The following is a 25,421-nucleotide window of genomic DNA, read 5'->3' as shown; positions in this document are numbered from 1 at the left end:
TCATCTATTTTTTCTCCTAGAAGCTTTGCATACACGGTTGGGTGAAGTGGTAGAAATGCTTCCCCGAAACATGAGCTAAAGGTTGCAACCGGCTCGGTAATACCACGCTCGGTTCCGGCAACTTTTGCGGTGTATCCACTGAGGAAATAGTACATAGCCTGCTCTTTTGTAAGACGGCTTACCGGAGGCAATACACCGAATGCATCGGCAGAGAGGAAAATGATATTTTTTGGATGAGAGGCCATCAATGATGGCTGATGATTTTCGATGTGTTCAATCGGATAAGAGACACGGGTATTTTCGGTTTTAGAGCTGTCGGTATAATCCACAACACCGTCTTCATCGTAGACAACGTTTTCCAATAAAGCGTTACGACGGATAGCATTATGGATCTCCGGCTCGCTGGAAGGGTCGAGGTTTATTACTTTTGCGTAACATCCACCTTCAAAATTAAAGACACCATCATCATCCCAACCATGTTCATCATCTCCGATGAGTGCACGTTTAGGGTCAGTTGAGAGCGTTGTTTTGCCGGTTCCGCTGAGTCCGAAGAAGAGGCAGGTATCACCAGCCGCACCAACATTTGCCGAACAGTGCATTGAGAGCTTGCCTTCAAGAGGAAGCCAGTAGTTCATCATAGAAAAAATCCCTTTTTTCATTTCGCCGCCGTACCAGGTACCACCGATGATACAAAGATTGTCTTCCACACTAAAGAGGACGAAGACTTCGGAATTCAATCCATGATGAGCCCATTTTTCATTAACAGCTTTACATGCATTGAGAACGGTAAATTGAGGTTTGAAGCTCTCCAATTCAGATTCATTCGGGCGAATGAACATGTTTTTGACAAAATGAGACTGCCACGCGATTTCAGATACAAAACGGACGGAACGTTTACTGCTGGCACTGGAGCCGCAGAAAACATCTGTAATGTAGAGATCTTTTCCGGAGAGTTGTTCGCGGGCGACGACAAGAAGCTCATCAAAAACCGCTTTATCAATTTTTTTATTGACATCACCCCATGCAATATATTGATTGGAAGGGTCTTGGTTGACAAAGTATTTGTCTTTCGGACTTCTGCCGGTAAAAATACCGGTATCTACCATGGTTGCACCATTGTCGGCAAGCTTACATTCACCTTTTTCCAGTTCGTGTCGAATTAACTCGTCGTAACTGAGGTTATGGAAAAGCTTTCCACTATTTTTTATGCCTAATGTCTCAATCTCTGCAGAAATCATGGTGTTGTTTTACCTTTTCGGGTTCATCGTTGTACTGTACAACGATGAAAATTTAAAGCGGATGCTTTATTTGTGCTGCGAATTATACGACTTCAATTTATAAACGAGAATTAAAGTGATGATTTATTTAAATTGTGACGCCAACTCAGTTAAAATTTTAGGAGCTAGCGCTTCGCTCCCATTATATTTTTGGAGCTTGACTCCGACATTGTTCATACTTTTAGCCGTATTTTTACACGCCATTTTGACAACAAGATAGTCACAGTCGTCAATTGTGTCTGCCATCGTATCGTGAGCCTGAATATGTTCCAAATCATCCGCATCATGATCACAGGTGTGATGTTCATCATGATCGTGCGGTTCTTCACCGGCTACTTTCGGATTAGCGCGGAGCCCTTCTAACGTAAAACTTTTAAACATTCCGCCATTGAGGGTATATACCGCGAAATAAGGGGTGTGTCCCGCATTTCCGGCCATTTTGAGATTCTCATCCATAACGGGTACAGCGATTTTCATTGTCTCTCCTTCTTTATATAAGAATATTATGCCATATAGATCTTAAATAGCTGTAAGAGTAAGAATATTGACAAATAATGTTTAATTTAAACGTTTTATAAGAATTAGAAGCTCATAATCATATTAAGGTTACGAGTGTAATCTACATTTTAAACTTCAAAGGAGTAAACCATGAAACGTTCAGGTTTTACTATGATCGAGTTAATCTTCGTTATCGTTATTCTTGGTATTTTGGCTGCAGTTGCATTGCCTAAATTTATCGGTGTTGCTTCACAAGCACAAGAGGGGAAATTGAAAGCGTATGTTGGTACGTTGAACCGTACTGTTGCACCGGCATTATGGTCAGATGCAATCAGTAATAATCTTAACGGTATTATTAAAAATGCTGCACCGATTGATTACAGCAAAAAATTGGTGGATCAAATTGAAACTCCGGTAGGAACAGGTGATGCTAAAGCAGATGATCTTACTGTACCAGATCTTACTAAATGTGTTGTTTATAAAGCGCCAGCAGCAAACACTGGTTATAAAGATGCTGAATTAGCTGCATGGGGAATTGTTTCAACCGGCAAAATCGGTACTGTACAATATGATGTTATGTGTATGGACGGTAGCATGAGCAGTGCACCTCATTTTGCATTGAAGAAAACTGACGGTACTTCTGTAACTTATCCTACTAAATAAGTGTAGGTATTTGATTCTCTTCGGACGAGATCGTCCGGAGGGTTATAAAGTAGTTAAAGCAAGGGCAAGGTGAATTGTTTTTACTTTACTTACTTTAAAAATAGATTTTTTAAGGCAATCCAATGAAATTACGCAGTGCATTTACGATGACAGAACTGATCTTTGTTATCGTCGTGATCGGTATACTCGCTTCCATTGCACTTCCGAGAATCGGGAACAGCATTACTGATGCACAGCTTGCCCGAGGAACGGCAGATGTCGCAGCGATACGCTCAGCAATTTTGGCAGAGCGTCAAAGATTACTATTGCAAGGTGTTACAAACTTTGTACCAGATATCAATAACAATTTTACAGCTGCTGAGAGTAATGCAACAAGAACTTTATTAACCTATCCTCTGAAAATGGGTAAAGCCTCAGGTGAATGGGAAGCTGCAGGAGATGGTTTAAATTTTACGTATCATGTTGACGATCGAGATAATAATCCAGATGCTGTATTTACTTACAATCCAAACAATGGACAATTTACCTGTGTAGAAGATGCAACGAATAAAGCGGATGAATGTACACGATTAACACGTTAATATCGTGCTTTTTTACCGCATAGCCCTTTTGGGCTCTCCTCTCGAACCTCTCACCTACCATTCAGATGATTTTCTACCCGTCGGCAGAGAAGTTGAAGTAACGCTCTCCAGCCGCATCCTGCAGGGTGTTGTTATTGACGAATGTGAGCAACCTGTATTTGCCACACAACCTATCGGTATGATCCGATCGTTTTTTTATTCGGATCATCAAATACAGAGTGCTCAGTTTATGTCGGAATATTATGGATGTTCTTTGGGGGAAACACTGAACCTCTATGTCCCTTATTCCGTAGATGTCGAGCCTATCCGTAAAGAAATATCTTTATCGGCGATTAATATTATCCTCTCAGAACCTCAAGTTCAAGCCCTGCATTTTATCCGTTCCAACTCTGTATCACTTCTTTTCGGCGATACGGGGGCGGGTAAAAGCGAAATCTATATGCGGCGTATGGATGAGATTCTAAGCGAAGGTAAGCGGTGTTTATTGCTGCTTCCCGAAATTTCGCTTACACCGCAGATGGAGTCACGATTTTGTGCACACTTTGGAGATGCGGTAGTGTTGTGGCATTCAAAGATGACTCCGAAACAGAAAAAGGTGACGTTGGAAAAAATCTATAGTGGTGAGGCACACATCATTGTGGGGCCTCGTTCGGCACTCTTTTTACCGATAGCGGATTTGGGACTGATCGTTGTGGATGAAGAACACGATGAGAGCTATAAATCCTCGTCCCGTCCCCGTTACAATGCCAGAGATATGGCAGTGTATATCGGTAATTTACTCAAAATTCCGGTGGTATTGGGGAGTGCAACCCCGAGTTTAGGGAGTTATGCCAAATATCCGTTTTTTCGTTTAAGAGGGGGATTCTATGAATCCAAGCGGACATTTGTATTTGAACCCTCTTTGGAAGCATTGACTCCGAGTATTGACCGTGTTGTGCTGGAGAATTTTGCGCTAGGGCATCAGGGAATTGTTTTTATCCCAACACGAGCCAATTTTAAATACACGGTGTGTGAATCATGCGGTTACCATGTAGAGTGTCCATTCTGCAGTGTAGGGATGTCTCAGCATAAAAACTCCCGTGCGCTGAAATGTCATTATTGTAATTACACGGAAGTGTTACCGAAAATATGCCCGAAATGTCAAAGCGGGGCATTACGTACAGCGAGACTGGGGACTGCTGAAGCAGTGGAGCATTTTAATCAACTTTCACAAGATATGAGAGTTCAGCAATTTGATCGTGATATCATCACGACCCAAAATAAACTCATCAAAGTGCTTGCATCGTTTAACCGCCATGAGATCGATTTGCTCGTCGGGACGCAGATGCTCTCCAAAGGGCATGATTATCACGATATCGCCCTCGCCATCGTAATGGGACTGGATAATCTCCTTTCGCAATCCGATTACCGTGCACGGGAAAAAGCTTTATCTCTTTTGGTTCAGATCGCTGGTCGCAGCGGCAGGAAGCAAAATGCGACCGTAATTGTACAGAGTTTCAATGAACATTTTTTTCGGGAGTATCTGGAGGATTATGAGAAATTCTTGATCGATGAACTGAGAATCCGCAACGGTCGTTACCCCCCAACTAAGAAACTTGCCCGCTTGCTTTATGCCCATAAAAATGGCCTCAAGGCGAAAGAAGCGATGGAAGAGGCGGTAGCACAACTTCAGAGGATGGAGAAGGTACAGATTGTCGGTTTCGGAGCATCGGCTATTGAGCGGATCGCGGACAAATATCGATTCCAAATTTTGCTTCGAAGCGACAAAAGCACCGATCTGATCCGAGCGATCAAACATATCAAGTCACCGATGATGGAGATCGATATGGACCCCATAGAGTTTACGTAACTTTAACATCCAAAAAGCTACAATCACCTCATGATAAAACGCTACCCTACCAAACAAATTTTTGTCGGAAATGTTGCCATCGGAGGCGATGCCCCTATCTCGGTACAGTCGATGACGTATTCGCGCACTGCGGATGTTGCCGCGACCGTGGAGCAAATCAATCGTCTCCATTTTGCGGGATGCGATATTGTTCGCGTTGCGGTGCCGGATGAAGAGGATGCACGCGCCCTAAAATCGATCAAAGAACAGATTTCGCTCCCTCTCGTTGCCGATATCCATTTTAATTATAAATTGGCGCTTATTGCCGCCGAAGTAGTCGATTGTATCCGGTTTAATCCCGGCAACATCGGCGAAAAGTCTCGGATTCGTGAAATCGTAAAAGCATGTCAGGAACGCCATATTCCAATTCGTATCGGGGTCAATGCAGGGAGTTTGGAAAAAGAGTTTGAACAGCGCTATGGGCAAAGTGCGGAGGGGATGGTAGCATCCGCCGAATACAACATCAAATATCTCGAAGACCTCGGCTTTACCGATATCAAAGTCTCGCTCAAAGCGAGTGACGTTCAGCGTACTGTCGAAGCGTACCGCATGCTTCGTCCAAAAAACAATTATCCGTTTCATCTGGGAGTAACCGAAGCAGGGACAATTTTTCATGCGACGATCAAAAGTGCGATCGGCTTGGGAACACTTTTACTCGAGGGTATCGGCGATACGATGCGGGTTTCGATTACGGGGGAACTCGAAGAGGAGATTAAAGTAGGACGTGCCATCCTCAAAGACAGCGGTGTCGCAAAAGAGGGTCCGAATATCATCTCATGTCCGACATGCGGTCGGATAGAAGCCGATTTGGTTTCAGCGGTTGCCGTGATCGAAGAGCGTACTAAACATATCAAAAAACCGCTTGATCTTTCAGTGATGGGATGTGTGGTCAATGCAATCGGCGAAGCTAAACACGCCGATGTCGCTATCGCTTACGGTAAAGGCTCAGGGCTTGTTATGGTACGCGGTGAAGTGGTTGCACGACTCGATGAAGACAAACTGGTGGATCGTTTCGTCGAAGAAGTTGAAAAGATGGAAAAAGAGGAAGAGTAAATGGAAGAATCGTTATACAACCTCGCTTTTGAACGTTCTTTACTCAGTTCCATTATTTTTGATCCAGCGCAATTTGACGATTTTGATGCGGTGCTAACGCCGGAAGACTTTTACCTCGCGGCACATCAGGAGATATACAGGGCGATGATGAGTCTATCTCATCGCGATCTCCCTATCGATGAAGAGTTTATTCGCAAAGAACTGACCGCCAAGCAGAAATTTGATGAGCGGGTTATGGTCGAAATCCTCACTGCCAATCCGATCGCAAATACCAAAGCATACGTTCAAGAGATTAAAGATAAAGCGATTAAACGTCATTTGCTGACCCTCACGACGGAGATTAAACGGGTTACTCTCGAAGAGGAACTTAGCGGAACAGACGTCGTCGATTTGGTCGAGAAAAAGCTTTATGAAATCACCCAGAGCTCTCAGGCAACCGATTTCAAAGATGCCCCGGCCATAGCAGATGAGACGTTAGCCTATATCGAAGAGATGAAAGCACGGGGTGATTCTGTCCTCGTCGGAGTCGATACCGGATATGCGGAACTCAATAAAATGACCACAGGATTCGGTAAAGGGGATCTCGTTATCATCGCCGCCCGTCCAGCGATGGGAAAAACATCGTTTGCTCTTAATATGGTGCAAAATCTCCTGGATAAAGGAAAAGGAGTCGCCTTTTTCTCACTGGAGATGCCTGCGGAGCAGTTGATGTTGAGACTGCTCAGTGTCCAAACATCGATCCAACTCCAGCGTTTGCGTGTCGGGGATATGAATCCTGAAGAGTATAAGCGGCTGAACGATGCAGTGGATAAGATGCGTCACTCCAAACTCTTCGTAGATGACCACGGCTCTATCAATATCCATCAGCTCCGTTCCAAACTCCGTAAGCTCAAAGGCCGTCATCCAGAGATCGAAGTAGCGGTTATCGACTATCTTCAGATCATGAACGGTACCGGGGGAAAAGATCGTCATCTTGAAGTCAGTGAAATCTCGCGCGGGCTGAAAATGTTGGCGCGTGAATTGGGGATACCTATCGTAGCTCTCTCTCAGCTCAACCGTGGTCTTGAATCACGTTCGGATAAGCGTCCGATGCTCAGCGATATCCGTGAGTCTGGATCGATCGAGCAAGATGCTGATATCATCCTCTTCGTCTATCGTAATGACGTTTATCTTTATAAAGAGGAAAAAGAGCGGGAGAAAGAAGCGATAAATGCCGGAAAAGAATTTATCTCCAAATACGTCGAGAAAGAGGAAGAAGAAGCCGAGATTATCATCGGTAAACAACGTAACGGACCTACCGGACATGTGAAACTGATGTTCCAGAAAAAATTCACCCGTTTCGTTGACAAGCCTACATTCGGAGCGGCGCAGATCGTATATGAAAGTATCGACATGAAAAGTGCGACAATGAATGTCAATGATGAAACGGTATCGATGCCGATTATTTGATGTCAAAATTAGAGCGGGTCGAACTTTTTGATTTCAAAAGCGGGTCGTTCTTTTTCATCATGCTTCTTTTCATTACTTCTCTTTCCCTCGGTTGGGAATATTTCCGATATAAAGATTTTGTCAAATTCGATGATCCTCTGATACGTGCAGAAGTAATCGATCAAGAAGTTCGGTTAATTTCGGAGAAACCAAAAACTTCCATTAAATTTCGGCTGGAAAACGGTGCGAATGTTCGATGTATTATGAGTCCGTATCTGCGTGATCTGCGAGGGCGAGAAGTGTTACTCGAGCTTCAGGTGGCGAAGGTGAGTTTTCTGGATTATCTTAAAGGCTTTCGTACTCGAGGAGCTATCTATGAAGTGTATCCCTCTTTAAGTCTCAAAGAACAATGGTATCGACGTATTGCATCACAACATAGCGATCAGAGTATGAAAGAACTGTATGGGGCATTGTTTGTCAACTCGCCGATGTCACAAGAGTTTCAGTCATTGATTGGAGCAATGGGGTTGAGTGCTGTATTGTCGATCAGTGGATACCATTTTGGGATTTTGAGTTTGATAGCTTATTTCTTTCTCAGAACCCCGTATCGTTTCGTTCAAAATCGCTATTTTCCTTATCGCCACGGCAATCGGGACCTTTTTTTAGTCGTGGGAGGACTGCTTTTTGCCTATCTTTCGATCTTGGAATATAATCCGGCAATGATTCGGTCGTTTGGGATGATCATAGTAGGTTATTGTCTCTATGATCGGGGAATAAAGATTATTTCGTCTCAAACATTGATGATTGCAATTGGATTATTACTCGCATTTTTTCCGAGACTTTTTTTCTCTTTATCCTTTTGGTTTTCTTCTTTCGGAGTACTCTCTATTTTTATTTTCATCCGCTATTATGAGCATTGGAAGCCTTGGCAGATATTTTTAGCACTTAATATTTGGTGCTATTTGGTACTTTTGCCGATTTCGCTGGCGATATTCGGAACATTCAGTTGGTGGCATATCGGATCAATTCCGATCAATCTGATTTTCAATCTCTATTATCCGTCAGTATTGGCACTGCACATGAGCCCGTGGGCTGATCTTTTTGATGCTGGTTTAATCAAAATGTTTGATTCAGGAGAGCTTCGAAATGTGGTGATTCCAATGTGGGTCGGAATACTCAGTATTGTATTGGCACTCAGCGCGATGCGTTGGAAAGGTTCTTTTTGGGCGTTAGGCGTTTTGGGTTTCGCTACGTTGGGAAGCGCGGTTTATCAGATAGCATAACTTCATTCCGTAGATAACGATGATCCATGAAACATAAATCCATAAAAAGAAGAAGATGAGCGATGAAAAGGATCCGTACATCGTTGCGTAGGTTTTGTTGTAAAAAACATACTGGATGAAACTGTTTTTAGCTACTCCCCAAACGATAGCTACAACAAATGAACTGATAGCTGCAGCCTTTGTGGTAACGTCTGCATTTACAGCGATGTGGTAGATGACGAAGAAAATCCCCCAAAGCAGAATAAAAGGGAAAATAGAAAGGGCTTGAAGTGCAATACCACTGACATGTGCAACCAAATAGGCTTTTAAACTCATCGATGTGATAAGAATGATCGGAGCGAGGGTAATGAGTGTCCAGTAGGTTGTAATCGCATCCCAAAGTTTTCTTTTAGGTGTTTTGAAAATTTTGCTGACGATATGTTCGAAGTTTTGGAAAAAAAGAAGTGATGAGACAATCATGGTTGCAAATCCGATCACCCCTAGTTGTACCGAATTTTGGAAAAACGATTCGAGGTATCCTGCAACAGCGGCGGTTTGAACCGGCATCATATTTTCGAAAATAAAGACTTGAATTTTGGCGTATTGGTCTTCAAATACGGGAACGTTTGCTATCAGGCTGAGTGAAATAATCAAAAGCGGTACTACCGTGAAAATAGTATAAAAACTAAGACTGGACGCATAGACGGTAATTTCCCGATCAAAAAGCATCAGGAAAAAAAGTCTGATATGTCTTAGTGCCGCTTTAACATTCATCGATTATTCAAGTCCCATTTTTAAAGGATTGAGAATATTGTTGGGATCGAATGCCCGTTTGATCGATTGAAATAACGCCATCTCTTCGAGGGTGAAGGCCATCGACATATACGGTGCTTTTGCCAAACCGATTCCATGCTCTCCGCTGAGCGTTCCTCCCAAATCGATGGTTGCTTGGAATACTTCACGGATCGCTTCGTAACCGATTTTAACCTGTTCAGGATCTTTTCCGTCTACCATAACGTTGGTGTGGACGTTACCGTCTCCGGTATGGCCGAAGCAGGGGATGTTGATATTGTATTTTTTGGCGATAGCATCAAATCTCTCCAACAATTCAGGCAATGCTGAGCGGGGAACGGTGACGTCTTCATTGATTTTTTTGGACCCGTAAACGGAGAGCGATTGGCTGGCATTACGGCGGGCAAACCATAAATCGCTTGCTTCTTGTTTGTTTTGGGCAATTTTAAACTCGTTGCATCCGTTTTCACGGAATACTTTTTCGACAAGAGAGAGTTGAAAATCAAGATCTTCTTCGAGATTTCCGTCCACATCGGTAACAAGTATGGCTCCGGCCTCTATCGGAAGCCCTTTTTTATAGACTTGCTCCACCGAACGGATAGTGAGATTGTCCAAAAATTCCATCGCAACAGGGGTTACCCCGCTTGCCATGGTTTTGTAGACTGCTTCCATCGCGGTGTGGACGGTCGGGAAAATTCCCATCGCGGTTTTGGTCATCTTCGGCTTGGAGAGGAGTTTGAGTGTCACTTCGGTTGTAACGGCAAGTGTCCCCTCAGAAGCGATTAAAATCCCTGTGATATTGTATCCGGCTACGTCTTTGATTGTCCGTTTTCCCGCTTTGATAATGTCGCCGTTGGGAAGAACCGCGCGCATGGCCATAACATAGTCTTTGGTAATACCGTATTTGGCGGCACGCATACCGCCGGCATTTTCATTGACGTTTCCTCCGATGGTGGAGTACTCCTGACTCGCAGGATCCGGCGGATAAAAAAGACCTACTTCTTCCACCGCTTTTTGGAGCTCCATATTGATAACACCGGGTTGGACAATGGCAACCATGTTCTGCATATCAATTTCGAGAATTTTATTCATGTGCTTTTCAAACGCCAATACAATCCCGCCGCTGCTTGGGAGTGCGCCGCCGGTGAAACCGCTGCCGGCACCGCGGGGTACGATAACAATACGGTGTTCGTTGCAATAACGTAAAATATCGCTTACGTCTTGTTCATGGCGCGGAAACAAAACCGCATCCGGTTCGAATCGTTCCCGTGTTGCATCGTAACTGTACGCAATGAGGTGGGCTTTATCACTGTAAACATTCTCGTTTCCGAGCAGTGAGGTAAAATATTCTATAGCAGGAGCGGACAACATCGCTTATTCCTTAATCTCGAAATTGCGCAATAGTGCACTTTTATCACTAAATTTTGCTTTGTACAACTCATATAGCTCTTTATTATGAGAATTTTTTAAAGCGATTTGTTCCAGATAATACGGTTCATAGCTCTCCAGGCGTGAACTGCCCTTTCCCCACCATGCAGCACGGATGGTTGGAACACGTGTATAAAACGGGGTCACTGATTTTTCTACTTTTTGCAAAGACGGGGTGGTTTGCAACAGAGCGAAAGTTTTACAATCGAGCGTAAAGAGAGTTTGTGCACTTTGGATGTAGAGAAGTCCTACCGAGTTGGCAGTACAATAATCACTGAAGTCTTCCACTAGCGGAGTAGGATGCCCTTCATTGGAAAGATACGCAGTATAGTTATCCGGATGGACCCATTCGATACCGGAAATACTTTTGGTAATACTATCGTACGAATCATCGTTGGGAGCAATAAGGAGTGCGCGTTCATAATCATAAGCTAAAACAGCAGTGTCAGCGGGTTTTGGTGCCCAATTGCCGCTTGGAAGCGAGTTTTGACGAATACCGTCATAGGGACTAAGGCGTAAGATAGCACGCCCATTGGCAGGGTTTGTTTGTTCAACACGTGCATTGGCAATAATAGTACTGTGGGTTGCATCAAATTTTCGGAGAATAAATCCACTCATTCCTTCTTTAAGATCGTTTGCCGTAATCGTAGCACGGTCATGATCTATATCAAGTAACGGCGTACTGATAGGCGAAGCGCTCAAAACGCCGCAAGAGATAAGTGTGATAAGCCAAATGCGCATCGTGGTAACCTTTTGGTAAAGTAATTAATAACGATTATAGCTTAACACATCTTTGTAAATGGAATTTTTGCTATGATTTAACTCTTTTTTCGCTCTTAAAGCGTATTTTGACCAAGGATGAGAATGGGCCGAATTTTTCTATTGCTTTTATTGCCTATACTCCTCTTTGGTGCCTCCGTAAAATCGTTTAAATGGAATAACGGTGAAAGTTTTCTAACATTTTTAGAGCGTTCAAAACTCCCGTCATCCCTTTATTACAACCTTGATAAAGATGATCAAAAACTCACCGAAGATATCCCTTATAATGCAAATTGTCAAATGCTTGTGGACGATAAAAATCTAATCCAGCAAATCCTGATACCGGTCAATGATGAATTGCAGCTACAGATCTACTATACCCCTAAAAAACGGTATGAGCTCCAAGTTATCCCTATTGTAAGCCAGGAAAATACTGAAATATTATATATACCGATTCAAAGCCTTCCCTATAATGATATTGTAAAAGCGACGGGGTCTAAAAATCTCGCTTCGGAATTTGTCAAAATGTTCAAAGGGAAAGTCGATTTCCGAAGAGGGTTCAAAGTAGGCGAACCGATAGTGCTGGTCTATACCCAAAAATACCGTTTGGGCAAACCGTTCTCGATGCCTGAAGTACACGGTGCAATGGTCGAAATTAACGGAAAACGGGTCACGGTTTACCGTCATACCGATGGTCGTTTTTATGATGAAAAAGGGGCGCAATATGAGAAATTTTTGTTTAAGTTCCCTATCAATAATCCACGTATTACTTCCGGTTTTACCAAGAGTCGATATCATCCGATTTTACACCGCTATCGTGCCCATTTGGGAGTAGACTTCGGTGCCCGTCCGGGGACGCCGATATTGGCGACAGGAGATGGACGTGTCTGTTTTGCCGGATCGTCTCGCGGGTATGGTAATACCATAAAAATTCGCCATTCCAACGGGTTGACGAGTTTATACGCGCATCAAAAATCGTTTAGAAGCGGTATCCATAACGGTTCCTCTGTAAAACAAGGCGAAGTGATCGGCTATGTTGGTTCTTCTGGTCTCTCATCCGGTCCACACTTGCATTTTGGAATGTATGAGGGGAGTACTGCAATTAATCCGATGAGTGTTATGAAGAAAAAAACCGAAGGATTTAGCGGTAAAGAGCGGAAAGTCTTTATGGCGATACGGGATAAAATGGATCGTATTTTCAAAAATGTTCTCCAAACGAAACCGGTCAAAAAACCGTATTTTGATTATAAGCGCACATATTATGTCGATATTAACACCTTTAAACCGAAACCTTTTTAAAGCACTCCCATGATCAAAAACGTAAGAATAATAGAGTGTGAGTACTCCGAATATGTCAAGCCGAAACGGATTGAGTATGTTCAACATGATCTCCCAAAAATCTGGGATATGGTTGAAGTGCATGACAGTGTAGCAATACTTTTGTATCATGAAGAGCGGGAAACATTGGTGGTTGTAAAACAGTTTCGTCCACCCGTTTATTTAAAAAACAGCGACGGATACACGTATGAACTGTGTGCGGGAATCGTCGATAAAGAGAAAACACTTGTTGAAATTGCGCATGAAGAAATACTCGAAGAGTGCGGGTATCATGTCCCAATAGAGCAGATTGAACGTGTAACATCCTTTTATACTGCTGTTGGGTTTGCCGGATCAGTGCAAACGCTTTATGCTGCCCGTGTTAATGAGTCTATGAGAGTAAGTGACGGCGGTGGTGTAGGGGTCGAATCGATAGAAGTTATTGAGATTCCTCTCAATGAGGCTAGAGGATTCGTAATGGATGAAACGAAAGCCAAGACTCCGGGATTGATGTTCGGCTTCGGATGGTTTTTAGAAAATCAACTGTAGTTCCCGCAAGATGCGGGAAGTGACGAAACAGTTCAAGGTTAGAATTTATAGGTGAGGGCTGCGTTAAATGAACGTCCCATCCCCTGTAACGGAGTATAGGTACTGGCTGCATAGTCTACAACATCGATTCCTCCAAGAGGAAGGGCATAGGCTTTATTGAAAAAATTTGTGACGGATAGGTCCATATTCAGTTGTTTAGACCATGCGTAGCCGGTACGAAGGTTGACCAAAGCATATCCCGGGGTCATCGGCTCTTTTCTAAGCGTATCAACGGACTCTTTGGCTGCTACTGTTTCAATGTCGATTCCATTATTCCATGCACCGTTAACACGATCAAGCGATACTTTTGCATGAAGCGGCATCATGTGATAAAGTGATCCGCCATTATCTCGGAAACCTCGCGTATAGCTCAGGTTTCCTTTAAGCGTTCCTTTACCGTTATCAGCGTTATCCCATAATGTTGTATATCCTGAGAGATCGGCACCGAATAGATGTGCATCGGTATTTACAAATTGAAAATAGTTGATGTTTGAAGCGGTATTTACAAGGTGAATATCGATGAAATCATTGACTTTGGTATAGTATGGGGTAAGCTTTATTCCCCACTCTTTTTCAGATGCATCGTGTAGGGATAATGTAGCACTTATCGTATTCGCTACTTCCGGTTTAAGATCGAGATTCCCTGCATATCCGTTAGCATCACCAAACCAGTTGATCATACGCATATCCATTCGGATAGGATTACTATAGGTTCCGGAACTTCCGGCCCATGCATAGCGCTCATACATATTGGGTGAACGGGTTTTACGGGCAAATCCGAGCTCTAGGTCAGTAGTGTTACTGTATTCGTATTTTGTAGCTGCGGTGAAATCAAAATTATTATCTCGTTTTTTATGATCTAAAGCATTAAAGTAAGCTGCATCCACAGGATCATTATTAGTACTGTTATAACCGACTACGTCATCCGTATTCATGCTTACAATATCCGTACGAACTCCTATGACGGATGAAAGTTTTTCATTCCATTGTGAATTGGCTTCGGCAAAAAGTCCGATACGGTCACGTTTTCCGTTATTAATATTCCAAAACGTATTCGGACTCATTCCCGGCATATTATTAACGGTATCCGCTGGCCACCAGTCGTTGAGACGGTAACGGTCATAATCGCCGCCGAATTTTAATGTTTGTGTAGAAGTCAGCGGCAATGTTGCTTTAAAATTGATGCCACTCTCTTTAGCCTCCGTATTCATTGGCATATTTCCACTGCGCTCACTTAAAATTTTATTCATATAGTGATCAGTATTTTGACGATAGAGATTAGCATCAACGAATAGTGCTCCTACTTTTCCTTTGTATGCTAGATTGCCCGATGTCGATTTATTGCCGAGCATATCCATATACTCGTTTGGGAAACCGATAAAGTCTGCATTTGTTCTGGTCATTTTAAGAGAGACAATATCATCTGAGTCAATTTTGTAGGCAACCGTTGCGGAGTGGTTTTGTTGTTGATACAGAGTAGATTTAACAATTTTACCGTTACCGTCTTTGTAATCTCCGGCTTTTTCGGCGAATCCCGAGTAACTGATACTGATTTTGTCATTTGCTGCCGTTGCATTTACCGAAGCGCCGCGCGCTCCTCCATTGCTGTGATAGAAACCGGATACTTCGCCGCCTAATACAATTTCACCTGCTTTTTGGGCAAAAAGGGGATCTTTGGATTTTACGGTAATAGTTCCGCCGATACTGTCACCCCCTTCACTGACCGGTGTAATACCCGCTGTAACGTTTATCGCTTGGATTTTAGAGGTATCGATATAAGAGAGTGCCGGATTCATATGGTTTGGACATGCTGAAGTTATGGTCATGCCATCGATATCTATTTTGACACGATCATCTGCCAACCCGTGAATAACCGGTAATGATGCTCTGCTTCCCATGTTGTAGACACTGACTCCCGGAATATCAGTGAGAATTGCAGCTGTATCACCGGTCATAGTTGTTGATTTAGAGGTAGCAAGTGATGTTGAAGTGATGTCTGATGTACCAACATCGGATTCAACTGTAATTTTTTGAATAGTGACAGGCTCGGTGGCCAGCGCGAGCGTAGCTGCCAACGAGAGAAGAGAATAGATCTTCATACTTGAAATCCTTAAGATATTTATGAAGAAAGTGTAGAAAAGAAGTGTTACATTAGTGTTAAGTCTATGGTGAAAATCACGTAAATTGGGGCTTTTACTTTTTATGTTACACTTCTACTCATGAATAAAAAACAAATAGTTCTAACCATCATCCTTTTAGCCGCTTCGGGCTATTTTCTCTATAACGGCTTTACGCTTTTATTCCACCCGTAAGGAAATGTCTTCGGGAAACTGCATTGTAACGCAGTGAAGCGAACCGTGCTGACGAATTAAAACGGAACAGTCGATAGGGATAATGTCACGCCCTCTAAACGCTTTTTCGCAGATGGCAATCGCTTCAATATCATGCGGATCGTTATAGACAGGGAGTAATACTGCATCATTGATAATCAAAAAGTTGGCATATGTAGCAGGGAGACGTTCGTTATCGTAAAAAGTCGGATTCGTCATCGGTAAAGCGATAAGGTTGAACGGTTCGCCGTCGATGTCACGCAGAGCTTTTAATTCTTCTTCCATCTTTTTGAGCGCATCATAATGCTCATCTGTTTTATCATCGCATTTGACATACATTATGGTATCGGTGTCGATAAAGCGGGCGAGGGTATCGATATGGCTGTCGGTATCATCACCGGCGAGGTAACCGTGATTAAGCCATAATATCTGTTCTACACCGAAATGTTTTTTGAGCTCTTTCTCCATCCCCTTTTTATCCAGATGTGGATTTCGGTTAGGATTGAGTAGACACTCTGCCGTGGTGAGGAGTGAGCCGTTAGCGTTTGTCTCTATACCTCCACCTTCTAAGATCAGGTTCACTTTTTCCATTGGTGCAGCGTAGACATGGGCGATAGACGAGCTCATCGCATCGTCTTTTGAAGCGTCAAATTTTCCGCCCCATCCTGTAAACGTAAAGTCAAGCAATAACGGTTCTCCCTCATCCTCGTCTATGACACTCAATACACTGCAGTCGCGGGCCCATGTGTCGTTTGTTTGGTAGGTTACAAAGATCAGATTTTCATGAGAATCGAAATAGCTTTTGACAAGCTCAACATCATCACAGATGATGAGACAGGGTTGATAGCGGGCAACGGCGGTTGCGATATTGACAAAACATGCTCGAGCTTCTTCGAGGTATGGTGCCCAATCGCTTTTCGGGTGGGGAAAAATGAGCTGGACAAAACTTTGAGGTTCAAATTCGGCTGGGAAATAACGCATTAATTAACCTTGATCTATAATTTCATTATCTACATACCCGCAGGAATACAATGGGGTCTATTAAACTTAGCCGTAAGGCACTTATTCATAATCTTGACATTATCGCACACCAAGTCGGTGGAAAAGATAAAATTGCAGTCGTTTTAAAAGATAACGCATACGGACACGGTGCCGTGATGATTGCGGAAGAGGCTTCACAATACGGCGTTAAGCATGCAGTCGTTAGGTTGGAACGGGAAGCGGAAGAGATTGTAGATTTTTTTGAGAATGTCTTGATTCTCGGGCAAATCGCTACACGTGCACATCCGAAAATCAGTTATGCAATCAATTCATTTGAAGAGATATCGGCGTATCCGAGCGGCACGAGAGTGGAGCTTAAAATAGATACGGGAATGCACCGACATGGGATTGCTCCGCAACAGTTGGGAGAAGCTTTTGAAGCAATGGCAGAAAAAGGATTGGTTTGTATCGGGATCATGAGCCATTTAAGAGCTGCAGATACACTCAGTTCCGAGTGGTTTTGGCAGCGAAAAATATTTGATACAGTTAAACGAGAAGCGTCTGACTTGGCTAAAAAGTACGGATGGAGTCTCAGATTTCATATTTCGAACTCAGCCGGAACATTTCGTTCATCCGAATGTACGGATGATATGGTACGTGTAGGGATAGCATTGTATGGATGTTTGGAAATGGACTCCACACTAGTGCAGCCTGAACTCAAAAGCGTCCTTTCTCTGTGCGGGGACAAGATTGCTACAAGAGTGCTAAAAGCGGGAGAAAGGGTAGGGTACAACGGTATATATGAAGCGTGTTGTGATGAAGTAGTCAGTACATATGATCTGGGATATGCTAACGGATTGGATCGACTTGCTTCCAATCACTATGTAACACCGCAGGGGATAGCTCTTAGAGGACGTATTTCAATGGACAGTGCAAGTTTTTCGAGTGATACGGATGAGCTGATAATTTTTGATAACGCCAATGATTACGCTCGTGCCGTCGGGACGATCGGGTATGAGATCTTGGCGTGTTTGGATAAAGATTTAAAACGGGAATGGATTCTTTAGGTATTTATTTTAATAATGGCGTCGGCAAAAATCGCTCCGTCGAGACGCATAGCGATTAGATTTTCCAAATGTTCCATATCATCGACATAGCCCAATACTTTGGCATCAAAAAGATAGTGTTCTGCAACCCTCTGGATTTCAGTTGCGTTTTGAGGGCTTACGATCAGATATGACGCTCCCAGATTTTCACCGAGGACTGCATCCGTAACGGTTTCGATATGAAGAGCAAACCGGACACTGTTTTGGCGCAGATAATCGATGATATCAAGATTTTCAGGGGCAAAAAATAGAGTAACAACGGAATTTGCCGGTGTAAGACGTACGGCTTCGATCGCATCGATATGATAAAACGTCTCAGAAGGGATATAGGGATGACCGAATAACAACATTTAGCTCTCCAGACATTCGCGTGAGCAGTAGTATTTTCCATCACGCATAAAAGTTTCTTTCACTTGTACATAGGTACCGCATTTGACACACGGAATCATAGCTTCTTCCGTAGAAGTATCCGAAGTGGGTGGAGTGAGCGATTTTTTCTTAAAAAACATAAAATACACGGCACCTAAAAACCCGACAAACAGTAAAAATTTCATACTTATCTCTTTATGAGCAGATAATGGCGGTTCTCTGCTTCTATAATGGTGTAATCTAACGATTCATTGATTTCATCATACACTTTTTCCCCTTTGTAAAAGAGCAAAAGTGTCCCTTTGGTGCAAAACGGTTCTGATAGTTTGAGCAGCATATCCGTATCGGTAACGGCGCGGGATGTGATGAGGTCGTACGGTTCGTTTGGCAATTGCTCAACACGTACTGCTTTTACTTCAACGTTATTCAAACCCAAATCTGCTTTTACAAATTGTAGGAAACTCGCACGTTTAGTGAGCGGCTCAACCAGTGTAAAATGGGTTGTTGGCATAGCCATTGCTAAAATCATTCCCGGAAATCCTGCTCCGGTTCCGATGTCCATCGCTTTGTTGATAGGTGGGAGGAAATTAATAGGAGTGATGGCATCGACGATAAATTCATCGATTTGCTGGAGTGTTTTAGCACCCGTTAGGTTATGAACCTTATTCCATTTTTCAAGCAGCGTTTTGTACTGCTGTACTTTTTCAATAAAATCATTCGGTAGTGTAAGATCGCGACGTGCTAAGAGTTGCTTTAAATGGTTCATAAATCGTGTCCCATCTGCTCTTTTTTGACACGAAGGTATCCTTCATTATGGGGATTCGGATTGATAATGACGGGGACTCTTTCAGTAATTTCAACATTCAAATTTTCCACAACACTTACTTTCGCCGGATTATTGGTCAAGAGACGGATTTTAGTTAGAGCAAAATCCTTAAAAATCTCGCCTACGACGTCATAGGTACGCTGATCAGGGGCAAAACCAAGTTCAATATTGGCTTCGATCGTATTGCGTCCTTGATCTTGAAGTGCATAGGCATTGATTTTATTGAGCAGACCGATATTCCGTCCTTCTTGACGATGATAGATGATCAATCCACCTTCTTCGGCAATCATTTTAAGAGCTTTATGCAACTGATTGTTACAATCGCATTTGATGCTTCCTAACGTATCACCGGTAAGGCATTCAGAATGGATACGTACCAATGGAGACTCTTGTTGCTCAAAATTCTCTGTAAAAATTGCGAGATGTTCTTGGCACCCTTCTTTGTAGGCACGGATTTTAAATTTACCATATTTACTAGGAAGATTAGCAATGGCGGATTTTTCAAATTTGTTTTCTGTATTCATGTGGCAATTATAATTTTCTTTTCTTAATCTAACACTTGCTACACTTACTTCAACATTTATATCGGAGCATTTTTATGGATCGTTTTCGCCGTACTCGTCTTAATTCACATCTCAGATCATTGGTTCGTGAAACCCATGTGGGTATCAATGATTTTATTTATCCGTTATTCGTCCGACCGGGAGAGGGGATTAAAACGGAAGTTTCGTCTATGCCCGGTGTGTATCAAATGAGTTTGGACGAAATTTTAAAAGAGTGTGAGCTTCTTCAATCCTTAGGGATTTATTCGATCATCCTTTTCGGTATCCCTGAAGTTAAAGACTCGGTTGGATCCGATGCCTTGTGCGACCATGGGATTATTGCGACGGCAGTGCGAGCGATCAAACGTGCGTATCCAAAAATGTTTGTCGTGACCGATTTGTGTTTCTGTGAATATACGGATCACGGTCACTGCGGGATTTTGGATCATGTACATGAAACGGTTGATAATGATTTGACTCTCGGGATTTCAGCTCAGCAGGCATTGGTGCATGCCCGTGCCGGTGCCGACATGATCGCACCCTCAGGGATGATGGACGGAATTATCACAACACTTCGTGATGCGCTCGACGGCGGCGGATATGTGAATCTTCCGATCATGAGCTATTCGACCAAATTTGCCAGCGGATATTACGGACCGTTCCGTGATGTCGCCGAATCGGTTCCGAGTTTCGGTGATCGTTCAACTTATCAAATGGATCCGGCCAACCGCCGTGAAGCGATACGCGAGAGTTTAGTCGATGAAGCGCAGGGGGCCGATATTTTGATGGTTAAACCGGCATTGGCATACCTGGACATTATCCGTGACATCCGCGAAGCGTCTCAATTGCCTCTTGCCGTATACAACGTCAGCGGTGAATATGCAATGCTCAAGCACGCCGGAGCAGCTGGACTGATCGATTACAATCGTGTGATGATGGAGACGATGGTTGGGTTCAAGCGAGCCGGTGCTGATATTATCATCAGCTACCATGCTAAAGAAGTAGCACAACTTTTAAATTAATAAAATAATTTTATGATATGATTGTTTTTTGTATCGAAGGACGTACGTGAGACATTTTTTAACGTTAAAAGATTATACCAAAGAAGAGATCCTAGAGATTTTAGAGATTGGCTTAGAGATTAAAAAAGAGGTCAAAGCCAAAGAATTAAAACCACGCTTAGCGGGTCAGACCTTGGCAATGATTTTTGAAAAAAGCTCCACCCGTACCCGTGTAAGTTTTGAAGTAGGGATGTATCAGCTTGGCGGACACGCACTATTTCTTTCCAATCGCGATATCCATTTAGGGCGTGGCGAGCCGGTAAAAGATACGGCACGTGTTATCTCTTCGATGGCGGATATGGTCATGATCCGAACCTATGAGCAAGCGATGCTTGAAGAGTTTGCCTGTTATTCTAAAGTCCCTGTTATCAACGGTTTGAGCGACAGTTATCATCCTGTTCAGCTTCTTGCCGATTATATGACGATGATGGAGTGCGGAAAAGATAAAAATCCGATTGTGGCATATGTAGGTGACGGCAACAATATGACCCATTCATGGTTGATGCTCGCGAGCAAACTTGGATTTGAATTACGAATCGCAACCCCTAAGGGGTATGAGTGTGATCCTGTGGTCATTGCAGATGCACTTCGTTTTTGTGAACAAAGCGGTGGGAAAATTACGATCACCCATGATCCCAAAGAGGCAGTTAACGGTGCCACAGTTGTTACAACGGACACATGGATTTCAATGGGACAGGAAGAAGAAAAGTCTCAGCGAATACGGGCATTTGAAGGGTATATCGTAGATGAGGCACTTATGGCTTTGGCAGCCAAAGAGGCCATTTTCTTACACTGTCTTCCTGCTTATCGCGGTGTCGAAGTGAGTGAAGCGGTTCTCGAAGGGGATCAAAGTTTGATTTTCGAAGAGGCAGAAAACCGTCTGCACGCACAAAAAGGGTTAATGGTTTGGTTAAATAAACATCGATAAGGGGTATTAATGCGTTTAATATGGCTGTTGAGTATGTTAGGGTTGAGTCTTTGTGCTGCTGAAGTGGTTCAGGTTGGCGATAAATTTAAAGATTCCGGTAAATGTAAAGCGTGTCACAGTCATATTGTTAAGCAGTGGGATAACTCATGGCATGCAAAATCTCATTATGACAACGATGAGTATCTTCGCAAAACGATTGATTATGTAGCCCGAAAAGATAATCGCAAATCGTTAAATACAATCAAAATCGAATGTGCCGCCTGCCACAATCCTCGTATCTCAGTCACCTCTACCAGTGCTGAATATGAAGCCATCGCAGCATTAAAATTGGACAAAGACTCTGCCGCAACAAAAGCAATCAATAATACAGGAATATCAGAGGGGATCAACTGTGTTGTGTGTCATAACATAGATCAAATTCATGATAATCTTCCCGATTCGAAACGAGGAATTAATCGTGTCAGTTGGATGCCATCAGGTGTGATGACAGGACCTTACAGTGATGCCAAATCCCCTTATCACAAAGTAGAGCAGCGTGATTTTATGGATACGAATCCGAATCAGCTTTGTTTTGTATGCCATGCTAACGATACCTCCGAAGAGGGGCACCGTTTTAGCGATATGCAATCGGAATTTAAAAGCGGCGGAAAACAGTGTGTCGATTGTCATATGAGTCCACGTGAAGAGGGAATCGCAGCTACCTTGCGTGATGTGAACGGTCAGCCGCATAAACGGCTTATTCGTGAGCATGGATTTAAAGGCGGACATGTCGAGAGTATGTGGCAGGGCGCGCTAAACCTTGATGTACGCAAAAGTGCGCGAGGACTTGAGGTCACTTTAGGAAATCCTCAGCCTCATGCGCTGCCAAGCGGATTCGGTTCTCGTGAGATTTTAATTGAAGCACAATACATGAAGGGTGCTAAAGTGGTGAAGAATGAGACAGTTTCTCTGACATCGCACTATCTTAGTAAACGAAAAAAGCCTACAATCGCCCATTTGGCTGAAAAAACGGTAGAGAGTGTTTCTATCCCTGCACAAGGATCAAAAACCTTTACAGTTCCGTTATCGGCAGGTGCGGATCAGGTTGTTGTAATTGTTTCGTATCGATTAGTCAATGATGAGGTACGTGGATTATTAGATCTGAAAGATCCGATCTGGTCGAAGAAAATGGTGATTAAAAAAGTAAATCTAAAACTCTAAGGGGTGTTGCCCCTTAGTTCATCTCAACTTTAATAATGAGATCGTTTCCTTCTTCGACTATTGAAAAATTATGTTTTTGACAAAATGTTTCATTCATCTCTTCGGTCCACTCTTTAGCTTCGATTAGCGCATCATCTTTGTTTGCAAATGTTTTTACACTTTCCATACCGCTTCGTTTGAAACAGCCGCACTCTTTTTCCATTTTTACATTGAACATATTTGTCTCCTAATTAGTTTAGATCGATTTTTTGGAAGTATAGTTCTAAAAGTTTAAAAAAATCAGACAAAATTTTGACGATTTGAAACTAAAGGTTATCTTTATCTTTTGGAAATGTATAGTTATCAGCCTATTTTATAAATAATTCAGCTATAATTCCATTTGAATTTGGGTACCTTCTAAAGAGATTAATGAATCTTTTTCAAAGGTGCCCTCGCGGATGAGAATCCAACTTATCCTCATTAAAATTTCTCTCCCCCATGAGTGGGCAAGCGTAACTGGCCGGAAATAGGTTTTCCGGTGGCGTATATATAAAGGTAAATCATGAACGTAATAGAAACACCAATCACAGAAGAAAATCTCGCGACATTTGAAGATTTCGGTCTCCGTGAAGAGATTATGCAAAGTATCCGTCTCGCGGGATTTAAAACACCAAGTCCGATTCAACAAATGGTTATTCCCGTTATTATGGAAGGGCGTGACGTCGTAGGACAAGCTCATACCGGTACCGGTAAAACAGCTGCTTTCGGTCTTCCTGCATTGAATAAAATGCATTTAAAAGGGGGAATTGAAACCCTTATTATCACTCCGACACGCGAACTAGCGAACCAAGTAAGTGATGAAATTTTCAAATACGGTAAACATTTAGGTGCGCGTACCGTAACCATTTACGGCGGTTCATCGTACAATCGTCAAATGGATTTGATCGAGCGCGGTGCACAAGTTATTATCGCAACTCCAGGTCGTCTTCTGGACATGTTGAGCCGTAATATGTTAAAAGGCTTTACCCCGTCAACTGTTATTTTGGACGAAGCAGATGAAATGCTCGATATGGGCTTTTTGGATGATATCAATGAAATTTTCAGCTATTTGCCGACTGAGCGTCAAACGTTGCTTTTCTCTGCAACGATGCCGGCCCCGATCAAGCAATTGGCGGAACGAATTCTTGTGAATCCATTTTTTGCATCGATCACAAAATCTGAAACGACGAATACCGATATTACTCAACAGTATTATGTTATTGAAGAATCAGAGCGTGATGATGCGATTATCCGTTTGATGGATGCGGAAGATGCGAAGAAAACTGTCGTATTCTGTCGTACCAAAAAAGAGGTTGATCGTCTCTCAAATGTACTTTCAGCTGCGGGTTATATGGCAAAAGGGTTGCATGGCGACATGGAGCAACGTCAACGCGAAAGTGTTATCAAAGGGCTTAAAACCGATGCGGTTGATGTATTGATCGCAACTGACGTTGCGGCGCGCGGATTGCACATCGATGATGTTACTCACGTTTTCAACTACCATATTCCATTTGATCCTGAGAGTTATGTACACCGTATCGGTCGTACAGGGCGTGCAGGTAAAAAAGGGGTTGCGATTACATTGGTAACTCCAATGGAGTTCAAAGAACTTCAACGTATCCGTGCAAAAGTAGGGACAACGATGGAACATGCGTATATTCCAAGCAAATTGGATGTTAAAGAAGCGCAAGTGACCCGTTTGGTTCGTGAAATTGAAAAACAACACGTATATGATGAAGCGCATAAAGTGTTGGATTTGTTGAAAGAAGATTACGATCAAGAACAGATTGCATACAAATTGATCTCTGTATTGATGGAACGTAATACCGTTGCAGGTCCAAATAATATCGGTATTGCAGCAGAACGTTTGGAGAAAATTCTTAGTAATCTTGCTAACCGTGGTGATCGCGGCGGGAATCGAAGCGGCGGATTCAATCGTAACCGAAGCGGCGGCGGTGGATATCGTGGCAGCAATGACCGTAACTCAAGCGGCGGCGGATATCGCGGTAATAATGACCGTAATGCTGCCGGTGGTGAGCGTAGCGGTAGTGGTGAACGTGGCGGAAACGATCGTGGAGATCGTTCACGTAGCTTTAGCGGCGGTAATCGCTCAGCTAGCAGCAAACCTAGAAGTTAATTCGACTTTTAACTCCTCTATAAACAGCTCCATCGGAGCTGTTAATACTATTCCCTCTCTTTGTTTAATCCCCCACATCGGTTCCGGAAAATAACTGTCCTTTTCAAAGCGTGCCATAATATGCCAATGTACTCGCGGCAACATATTTCCGAATGAAGCGATATTAATTTTATCAGGTTTGAAAAATGAGAGCATTTTGGTTTCGATGATGTCCAAACACATCCAGATCATCTCTTTTTCTTCACGAGCACATTCTGAAAATTCTTTGTGATGAGTATGGGTGAAAATTTTAAGCCAGGGGATTTCACTGTCGTGAATTTCGATATAAATAAGGGGGTTGGAATAAATCATGTCGAACCTTTAAAAAGATTCGATAGTGTAGCAATTTT

General features: G+C 42.9%; 26 protein-coding genes. 13 read left to right on the top strand and 13 right to left on the bottom strand.

Translation table 11 applies throughout. The features are described 5' to 3' along the window. A partial coding sequence (gene pckA / locus PHP90_RS03040) for a phosphoenolpyruvate carboxykinase (ATP) (protein WP_299925052.1) occupies nucleotides 1-1,238 on the bottom strand: 1,238 nt, incomplete at its 3' end. 123 nt (nucleotides 1,239-1,361) lie between these two features. Next, a complete protein-coding gene (locus PHP90_RS03035) occupies nucleotides 1,362-1,754 on the bottom strand; it encodes a hypothetical protein (RefSeq protein ID WP_299925049.1) in 393 nt (130 codons plus the stop codon). Nucleotides 1,755-1,925: 171 nt separating this feature from the next. Here PHP90_RS03035 and PHP90_RS03030 point away from each other — a divergent pair, with 171 nt between their 5' ends. From PHP90_RS03030 to PHP90_RS03005, 6 genes are all read left to right on the top strand, one after another. Beyond that, a complete protein-coding gene (locus PHP90_RS03030; RefSeq protein WP_299925046.1) occupies nucleotides 1,926-2,438 on the top strand; it encodes a type II secretion system protein in 513 nt (170 codons plus the stop codon). 122 nt (nucleotides 2,439-2,560) lie between these two features. Beyond that, on the top strand, nucleotides 2,561-3,019 hold the full coding sequence (locus PHP90_RS03025) for a type II secretion system protein (protein ID WP_299925043.1): 459 nt from the start codon (nucleotides 2,561-2,563) through the stop codon (nucleotides 3,017-3,019). Between the two features lie 4 nt (nucleotides 3,020-3,023). Next, complete coding sequence (locus PHP90_RS03020; RefSeq protein WP_299925040.1) at nucleotides 3,024-4,868, top strand: primosomal protein N'; 1,845 nt, start codon at nucleotides 3,024-3,026, stop codon at nucleotides 4,866-4,868. Nucleotides 4,869-4,898: 30 nt separating this feature from the next. Continuing rightward, a complete protein-coding gene (gene ispG / locus PHP90_RS03015) occupies nucleotides 4,899-5,960 on the top strand; it encodes a flavodoxin-dependent (E)-4-hydroxy-3-methylbut-2-enyl-diphosphate synthase (protein ID WP_299925037.1) in 1,062 nt (353 codons plus the stop codon). Further along, on the top strand, nucleotides 5,961-7,409 hold the full coding sequence (locus PHP90_RS03010; RefSeq protein WP_299925034.1) for a replicative DNA helicase: 1,449 nt from the start codon (nucleotides 5,961-5,963) through the stop codon (nucleotides 7,407-7,409). After that, a complete protein-coding gene (locus PHP90_RS03005) occupies nucleotides 7,409-8,671 on the top strand; it encodes a ComEC/Rec2 family competence protein (RefSeq protein WP_299925031.1) in 1,263 nt (420 codons plus the stop codon). Before PHP90_RS03010 ends, PHP90_RS03005 begins: the two co-directional genes overlap by 1 nt. On the opposite strand, the gene PHP90_RS03000 is transcribed toward PHP90_RS03005, so the two are convergent. From PHP90_RS03000 to PHP90_RS02990, 3 genes are read right to left on the bottom strand one after another with little or no spacing between them, the layout of a single operon-like run. Beyond that, on the bottom strand, nucleotides 8,618-9,424 hold the full coding sequence (locus PHP90_RS03000) for a YihY family inner membrane protein (protein WP_299925028.1): 807 nt from the start codon (nucleotides 9,422-9,424) through the stop codon (nucleotides 8,618-8,620). The genes PHP90_RS03005 and PHP90_RS03000 overlap by 54 nt on opposite strands. A gap of 3 nt (nucleotides 9,425-9,427) precedes the next feature. After that, nucleotides 9,428-10,813, bottom strand: coding sequence for an FAD-linked oxidase C-terminal domain-containing protein (locus PHP90_RS02995; RefSeq protein ID WP_299925025.1), 1,386 nt, complete (start codon nucleotides 10,811-10,813; stop codon nucleotides 9,428-9,430). A 3-nt stretch (nucleotides 10,814-10,816) separates the two neighbouring features. Next, entirely contained in the window at nucleotides 10,817-11,611 is a 795-nt protein-coding gene (locus PHP90_RS02990) for a plasminogen-binding N-terminal domain-containing protein (protein WP_299925022.1), read from the bottom strand. A gap of 123 nt (nucleotides 11,612-11,734) precedes the next feature. On the opposite strand from PHP90_RS02990, the gene PHP90_RS02985 reads away from it, so the two are divergent. Further along, nucleotides 11,735-12,928 (top strand): peptidoglycan DD-metalloendopeptidase family protein, encoded by a 1,194-nt coding sequence (locus tag PHP90_RS02985; protein ID WP_299925014.1) that lies wholly within the window; start codon nucleotides 11,735-11,737, stop codon nucleotides 12,926-12,928. A gap of 9 nt (nucleotides 12,929-12,937) precedes the next feature. After that, nucleotides 12,938-13,495 (top strand): NUDIX hydrolase, encoded by a 558-nt coding sequence (locus PHP90_RS02980; protein WP_299925011.1) that lies wholly within the window; start codon nucleotides 12,938-12,940, stop codon nucleotides 13,493-13,495. A 38-nt stretch (nucleotides 13,496-13,533) separates the two neighbouring features. Here PHP90_RS02980 and PHP90_RS02975 read toward each other — a convergent pair whose 3' ends face one another. Together PHP90_RS02975 and PHP90_RS02970 are read right to left on the bottom strand one after the other, a co-directional pair. Continuing rightward, complete coding sequence (locus PHP90_RS02975) at nucleotides 13,534-15,633, bottom strand: TonB-dependent receptor (RefSeq protein WP_299925008.1); 2,100 nt, start codon at nucleotides 15,631-15,633, stop codon at nucleotides 13,534-13,536. 198 nt (nucleotides 15,634-15,831) lie between these two features. Next, on the bottom strand, nucleotides 15,832-16,845 hold the full coding sequence (locus tag PHP90_RS02970; protein ID WP_299925005.1) for an agmatine/peptidylarginine deiminase: 1,014 nt from the start codon (nucleotides 16,843-16,845) through the stop codon (nucleotides 15,832-15,834). Nucleotides 16,846-16,895: 50 nt separating this feature from the next. Here PHP90_RS02970 and PHP90_RS02965 point away from each other — a divergent pair, with 50 nt between their 5' ends. After that, entirely contained in the window at nucleotides 16,896-17,912 is a 1,017-nt protein-coding gene (locus tag PHP90_RS02965; RefSeq protein WP_299925002.1) for an alanine racemase, read from the top strand. Here the strand turns inward: PHP90_RS02965 and PHP90_RS02960 are convergent. The 4 genes from PHP90_RS02960 to ribA are packed head-to-tail and all read right to left on the bottom strand — an operon-like array spanning nucleotide 17,909 to nucleotide 19,670. Then, on the bottom strand, nucleotides 17,909-18,301 hold the full coding sequence (locus PHP90_RS02960; RefSeq protein WP_299924999.1) for a hypothetical protein: 393 nt from the start codon (nucleotides 18,299-18,301) through the stop codon (nucleotides 17,909-17,911). The two genes, PHP90_RS02965 and PHP90_RS02960, sit on opposite strands and share 4 nt — an antisense overlap. Further along, nucleotides 18,302-18,505 (bottom strand): PP0621 family protein, encoded by a 204-nt coding sequence (locus PHP90_RS02955; protein WP_299924995.1) that lies wholly within the window; start codon nucleotides 18,503-18,505, stop codon nucleotides 18,302-18,304. 2 nt (nucleotides 18,506-18,507) lie between these two features. Then, on the bottom strand, nucleotides 18,508-19,086 hold the full coding sequence (rsmG, locus tag PHP90_RS02950) for a 16S rRNA (guanine(527)-N(7))-methyltransferase RsmG (RefSeq protein WP_299924992.1): 579 nt from the start codon (nucleotides 19,084-19,086) through the stop codon (nucleotides 18,508-18,510). Continuing rightward, a complete protein-coding gene (gene ribA / locus PHP90_RS02945; RefSeq protein ID WP_299924990.1) occupies nucleotides 19,083-19,670 on the bottom strand; it encodes a GTP cyclohydrolase II in 588 nt (195 codons plus the stop codon). The genes rsmG and ribA overlap by 4 nt, the downstream gene beginning before the upstream one ends. 74 nt (nucleotides 19,671-19,744) lie before the next feature. Here ribA and hemB point away from each other — a divergent pair, with 74 nt between their 5' ends. The 3 genes from hemB to PHP90_RS02930 are packed head-to-tail and all read left to right on the top strand — an operon-like array spanning nucleotide 19,745 to nucleotide 22,877. Then, nucleotides 19,745-20,710, top strand: a complete 966-nt coding sequence (gene hemB / locus PHP90_RS02940; RefSeq protein ID WP_299924987.1) for a porphobilinogen synthase — start codon at nucleotides 19,745-19,747, stop codon at nucleotides 20,708-20,710. 46 nt (nucleotides 20,711-20,756) lie between these two features. Then, nucleotides 20,757-21,677, top strand: a complete 921-nt coding sequence (gene argF, locus PHP90_RS02935) for an ornithine carbamoyltransferase (RefSeq protein WP_299924985.1) — start codon at nucleotides 20,757-20,759, stop codon at nucleotides 21,675-21,677. Nucleotides 21,678-21,686: 9 nt separating this feature from the next. After that, a complete protein-coding gene (locus PHP90_RS02930; protein ID WP_299924982.1) occupies nucleotides 21,687-22,877 on the top strand; it encodes a multiheme c-type cytochrome in 1,191 nt (396 codons plus the stop codon). Nucleotides 22,878-22,890: 13 nt separating this feature from the next. Here the strand turns inward: PHP90_RS02930 and PHP90_RS02925 are convergent, their stop codons facing one another. Next, a complete protein-coding gene (locus PHP90_RS02925) occupies nucleotides 22,891-23,094 on the bottom strand; it encodes a hypothetical protein (protein ID WP_299924979.1) in 204 nt (67 codons plus the stop codon). A gap of 324 nt (nucleotides 23,095-23,418) precedes the next feature. On the opposite strand from PHP90_RS02925, the gene PHP90_RS02920 reads away from it, so the two are divergent. Beyond that, entirely contained in the window at nucleotides 23,419-25,032 is a 1,614-nt protein-coding gene (locus PHP90_RS02920) for a DEAD/DEAH box helicase (RefSeq protein ID WP_299924976.1), read from the top strand. Here the strand turns inward: PHP90_RS02920 and PHP90_RS02915 are convergent. Further along, the gene (locus tag PHP90_RS02915) at nucleotides 25,006-25,383 is read right to left on the bottom strand and encodes an HIT family protein (RefSeq protein ID WP_299924973.1); all 378 of its coding nucleotides are present in this window, start codon (nucleotides 25,381-25,383) and stop codon (nucleotides 25,006-25,008) included. The two genes, PHP90_RS02920 and PHP90_RS02915, sit on opposite strands and share 27 nt — an antisense overlap. Nucleotides 25,384-25,421: the final 38 nt, after the last annotated feature.

This window comes from Sulfuricurvum sp., assembly GCF_028712165.1.
Classification (GTDB): Bacteria; Campylobacterota; Campylobacteria; order Campylobacterales; family Sulfurimonadaceae; genus Sulfuricurvum.
This window is presented reverse-complemented; position numbering and strand designations above follow the sequence as displayed.

Coding starts and splice junctions, on each gene's coding strand:
- PHP90_RS03035 (WP_299925049.1), bottom strand. CDS start 1,754: ATGAAAATCGCTGTACCCGTTATGGATGAGAATCTCAAAATGGCCGGA.
- PHP90_RS03030 (WP_299925046.1), top strand. CDS start 1,926: ATGAAACGTTCAGGTTTTACTATGATCGAGTTAATCTTCGTTATCGTT.
- PHP90_RS03025 (WP_299925043.1), top strand. CDS start 2,561: ATGAAATTACGCAGTGCATTTACGATGACAGAACTGATCTTTGTTATC.
- ispG (WP_299925037.1), top strand. CDS start 4,899: ATGATAAAACGCTACCCTACCAAACAAATTTTTGTCGGAAATGTTGCC.
- PHP90_RS03010 (WP_299925034.1), top strand. CDS start 5,961: ATGGAAGAATCGTTATACAACCTCGCTTTTGAACGTTCTTTACTCAGT.
- PHP90_RS03005 (WP_299925031.1), top strand. CDS start 7,409: ATGTCAAAATTAGAGCGGGTCGAACTTTTTGATTTCAAAAGCGGGTCG.
- PHP90_RS03000 (WP_299925028.1), bottom strand. CDS start 9,424: ATGAATGTTAAAGCGGCACTAAGACATATCAGACTTTTTTTCCTGATG.
- PHP90_RS02995 (WP_299925025.1), bottom strand. CDS start 10,813: ATGTTGTCCGCTCCTGCTATAGAATATTTTACCTCACTGCTCGGAAAC.
- PHP90_RS02990 (WP_299925022.1), bottom strand. CDS start 11,611: ATGCGCATTTGGCTTATCACACTTATCTCTTGCGGCGTTTTGAGCGCT.
- PHP90_RS02985 (WP_299925014.1), top strand. CDS start 11,735: ATGGGCCGAATTTTTCTATTGCTTTTATTGCCTATACTCCTCTTTGGT.
- PHP90_RS02980 (WP_299925011.1), top strand. CDS start 12,938: ATGATCAAAAACGTAAGAATAATAGAGTGTGAGTACTCCGAATATGTC.
- PHP90_RS02975 (WP_299925008.1), bottom strand. CDS start 15,633: ATGAAGATCTATTCTCTTCTCTCGTTGGCAGCTACGCTCGCGCTGGCC.
- PHP90_RS02970 (WP_299925005.1), bottom strand. CDS start 16,845: ATGCGTTATTTCCCAGCCGAATTTGAACCTCAAAGTTTTGTCCAGCTC.
- PHP90_RS02965 (WP_299925002.1), top strand. CDS start 16,896: ATGGGGTCTATTAAACTTAGCCGTAAGGCACTTATTCATAATCTTGAC.
- PHP90_RS02960 (WP_299924999.1), bottom strand. CDS start 18,301: ATGTTGTTATTCGGTCATCCCTATATCCCTTCTGAGACGTTTTATCAT.
- PHP90_RS02955 (WP_299924995.1), bottom strand. CDS start 18,505: ATGAAATTTTTACTGTTTGTCGGGTTTTTAGGTGCCGTGTATTTTATG.
- rsmG (WP_299924992.1), bottom strand. CDS start 19,086: ATGAACCATTTAAAGCAACTCTTAGCACGTCGCGATCTTACACTACCG.
- ribA (WP_299924990.1), bottom strand. CDS start 19,670: ATGAATACAGAAAACAAATTTGAAAAATCCGCCATTGCTAATCTTCCT.
- hemB (WP_299924987.1), top strand. CDS start 19,745: ATGGATCGTTTTCGCCGTACTCGTCTTAATTCACATCTCAGATCATTG.
- PHP90_RS02930 (WP_299924982.1), top strand. CDS start 21,687: ATGCGTTTAATATGGCTGTTGAGTATGTTAGGGTTGAGTCTTTGTGCT.
- PHP90_RS02925 (WP_299924979.1), bottom strand. CDS start 23,094: ATGTTCAATGTAAAAATGGAAAAAGAGTGCGGCTGTTTCAAACGAAGC.
- PHP90_RS02920 (WP_299924976.1), top strand. CDS start 23,419: ATGAACGTAATAGAAACACCAATCACAGAAGAAAATCTCGCGACATTT.
- PHP90_RS02915 (WP_299924973.1), bottom strand. CDS start 25,383: ATGATTTATTCCAACCCCCTTATTTATATCGAAATTCACGACAGTGAA.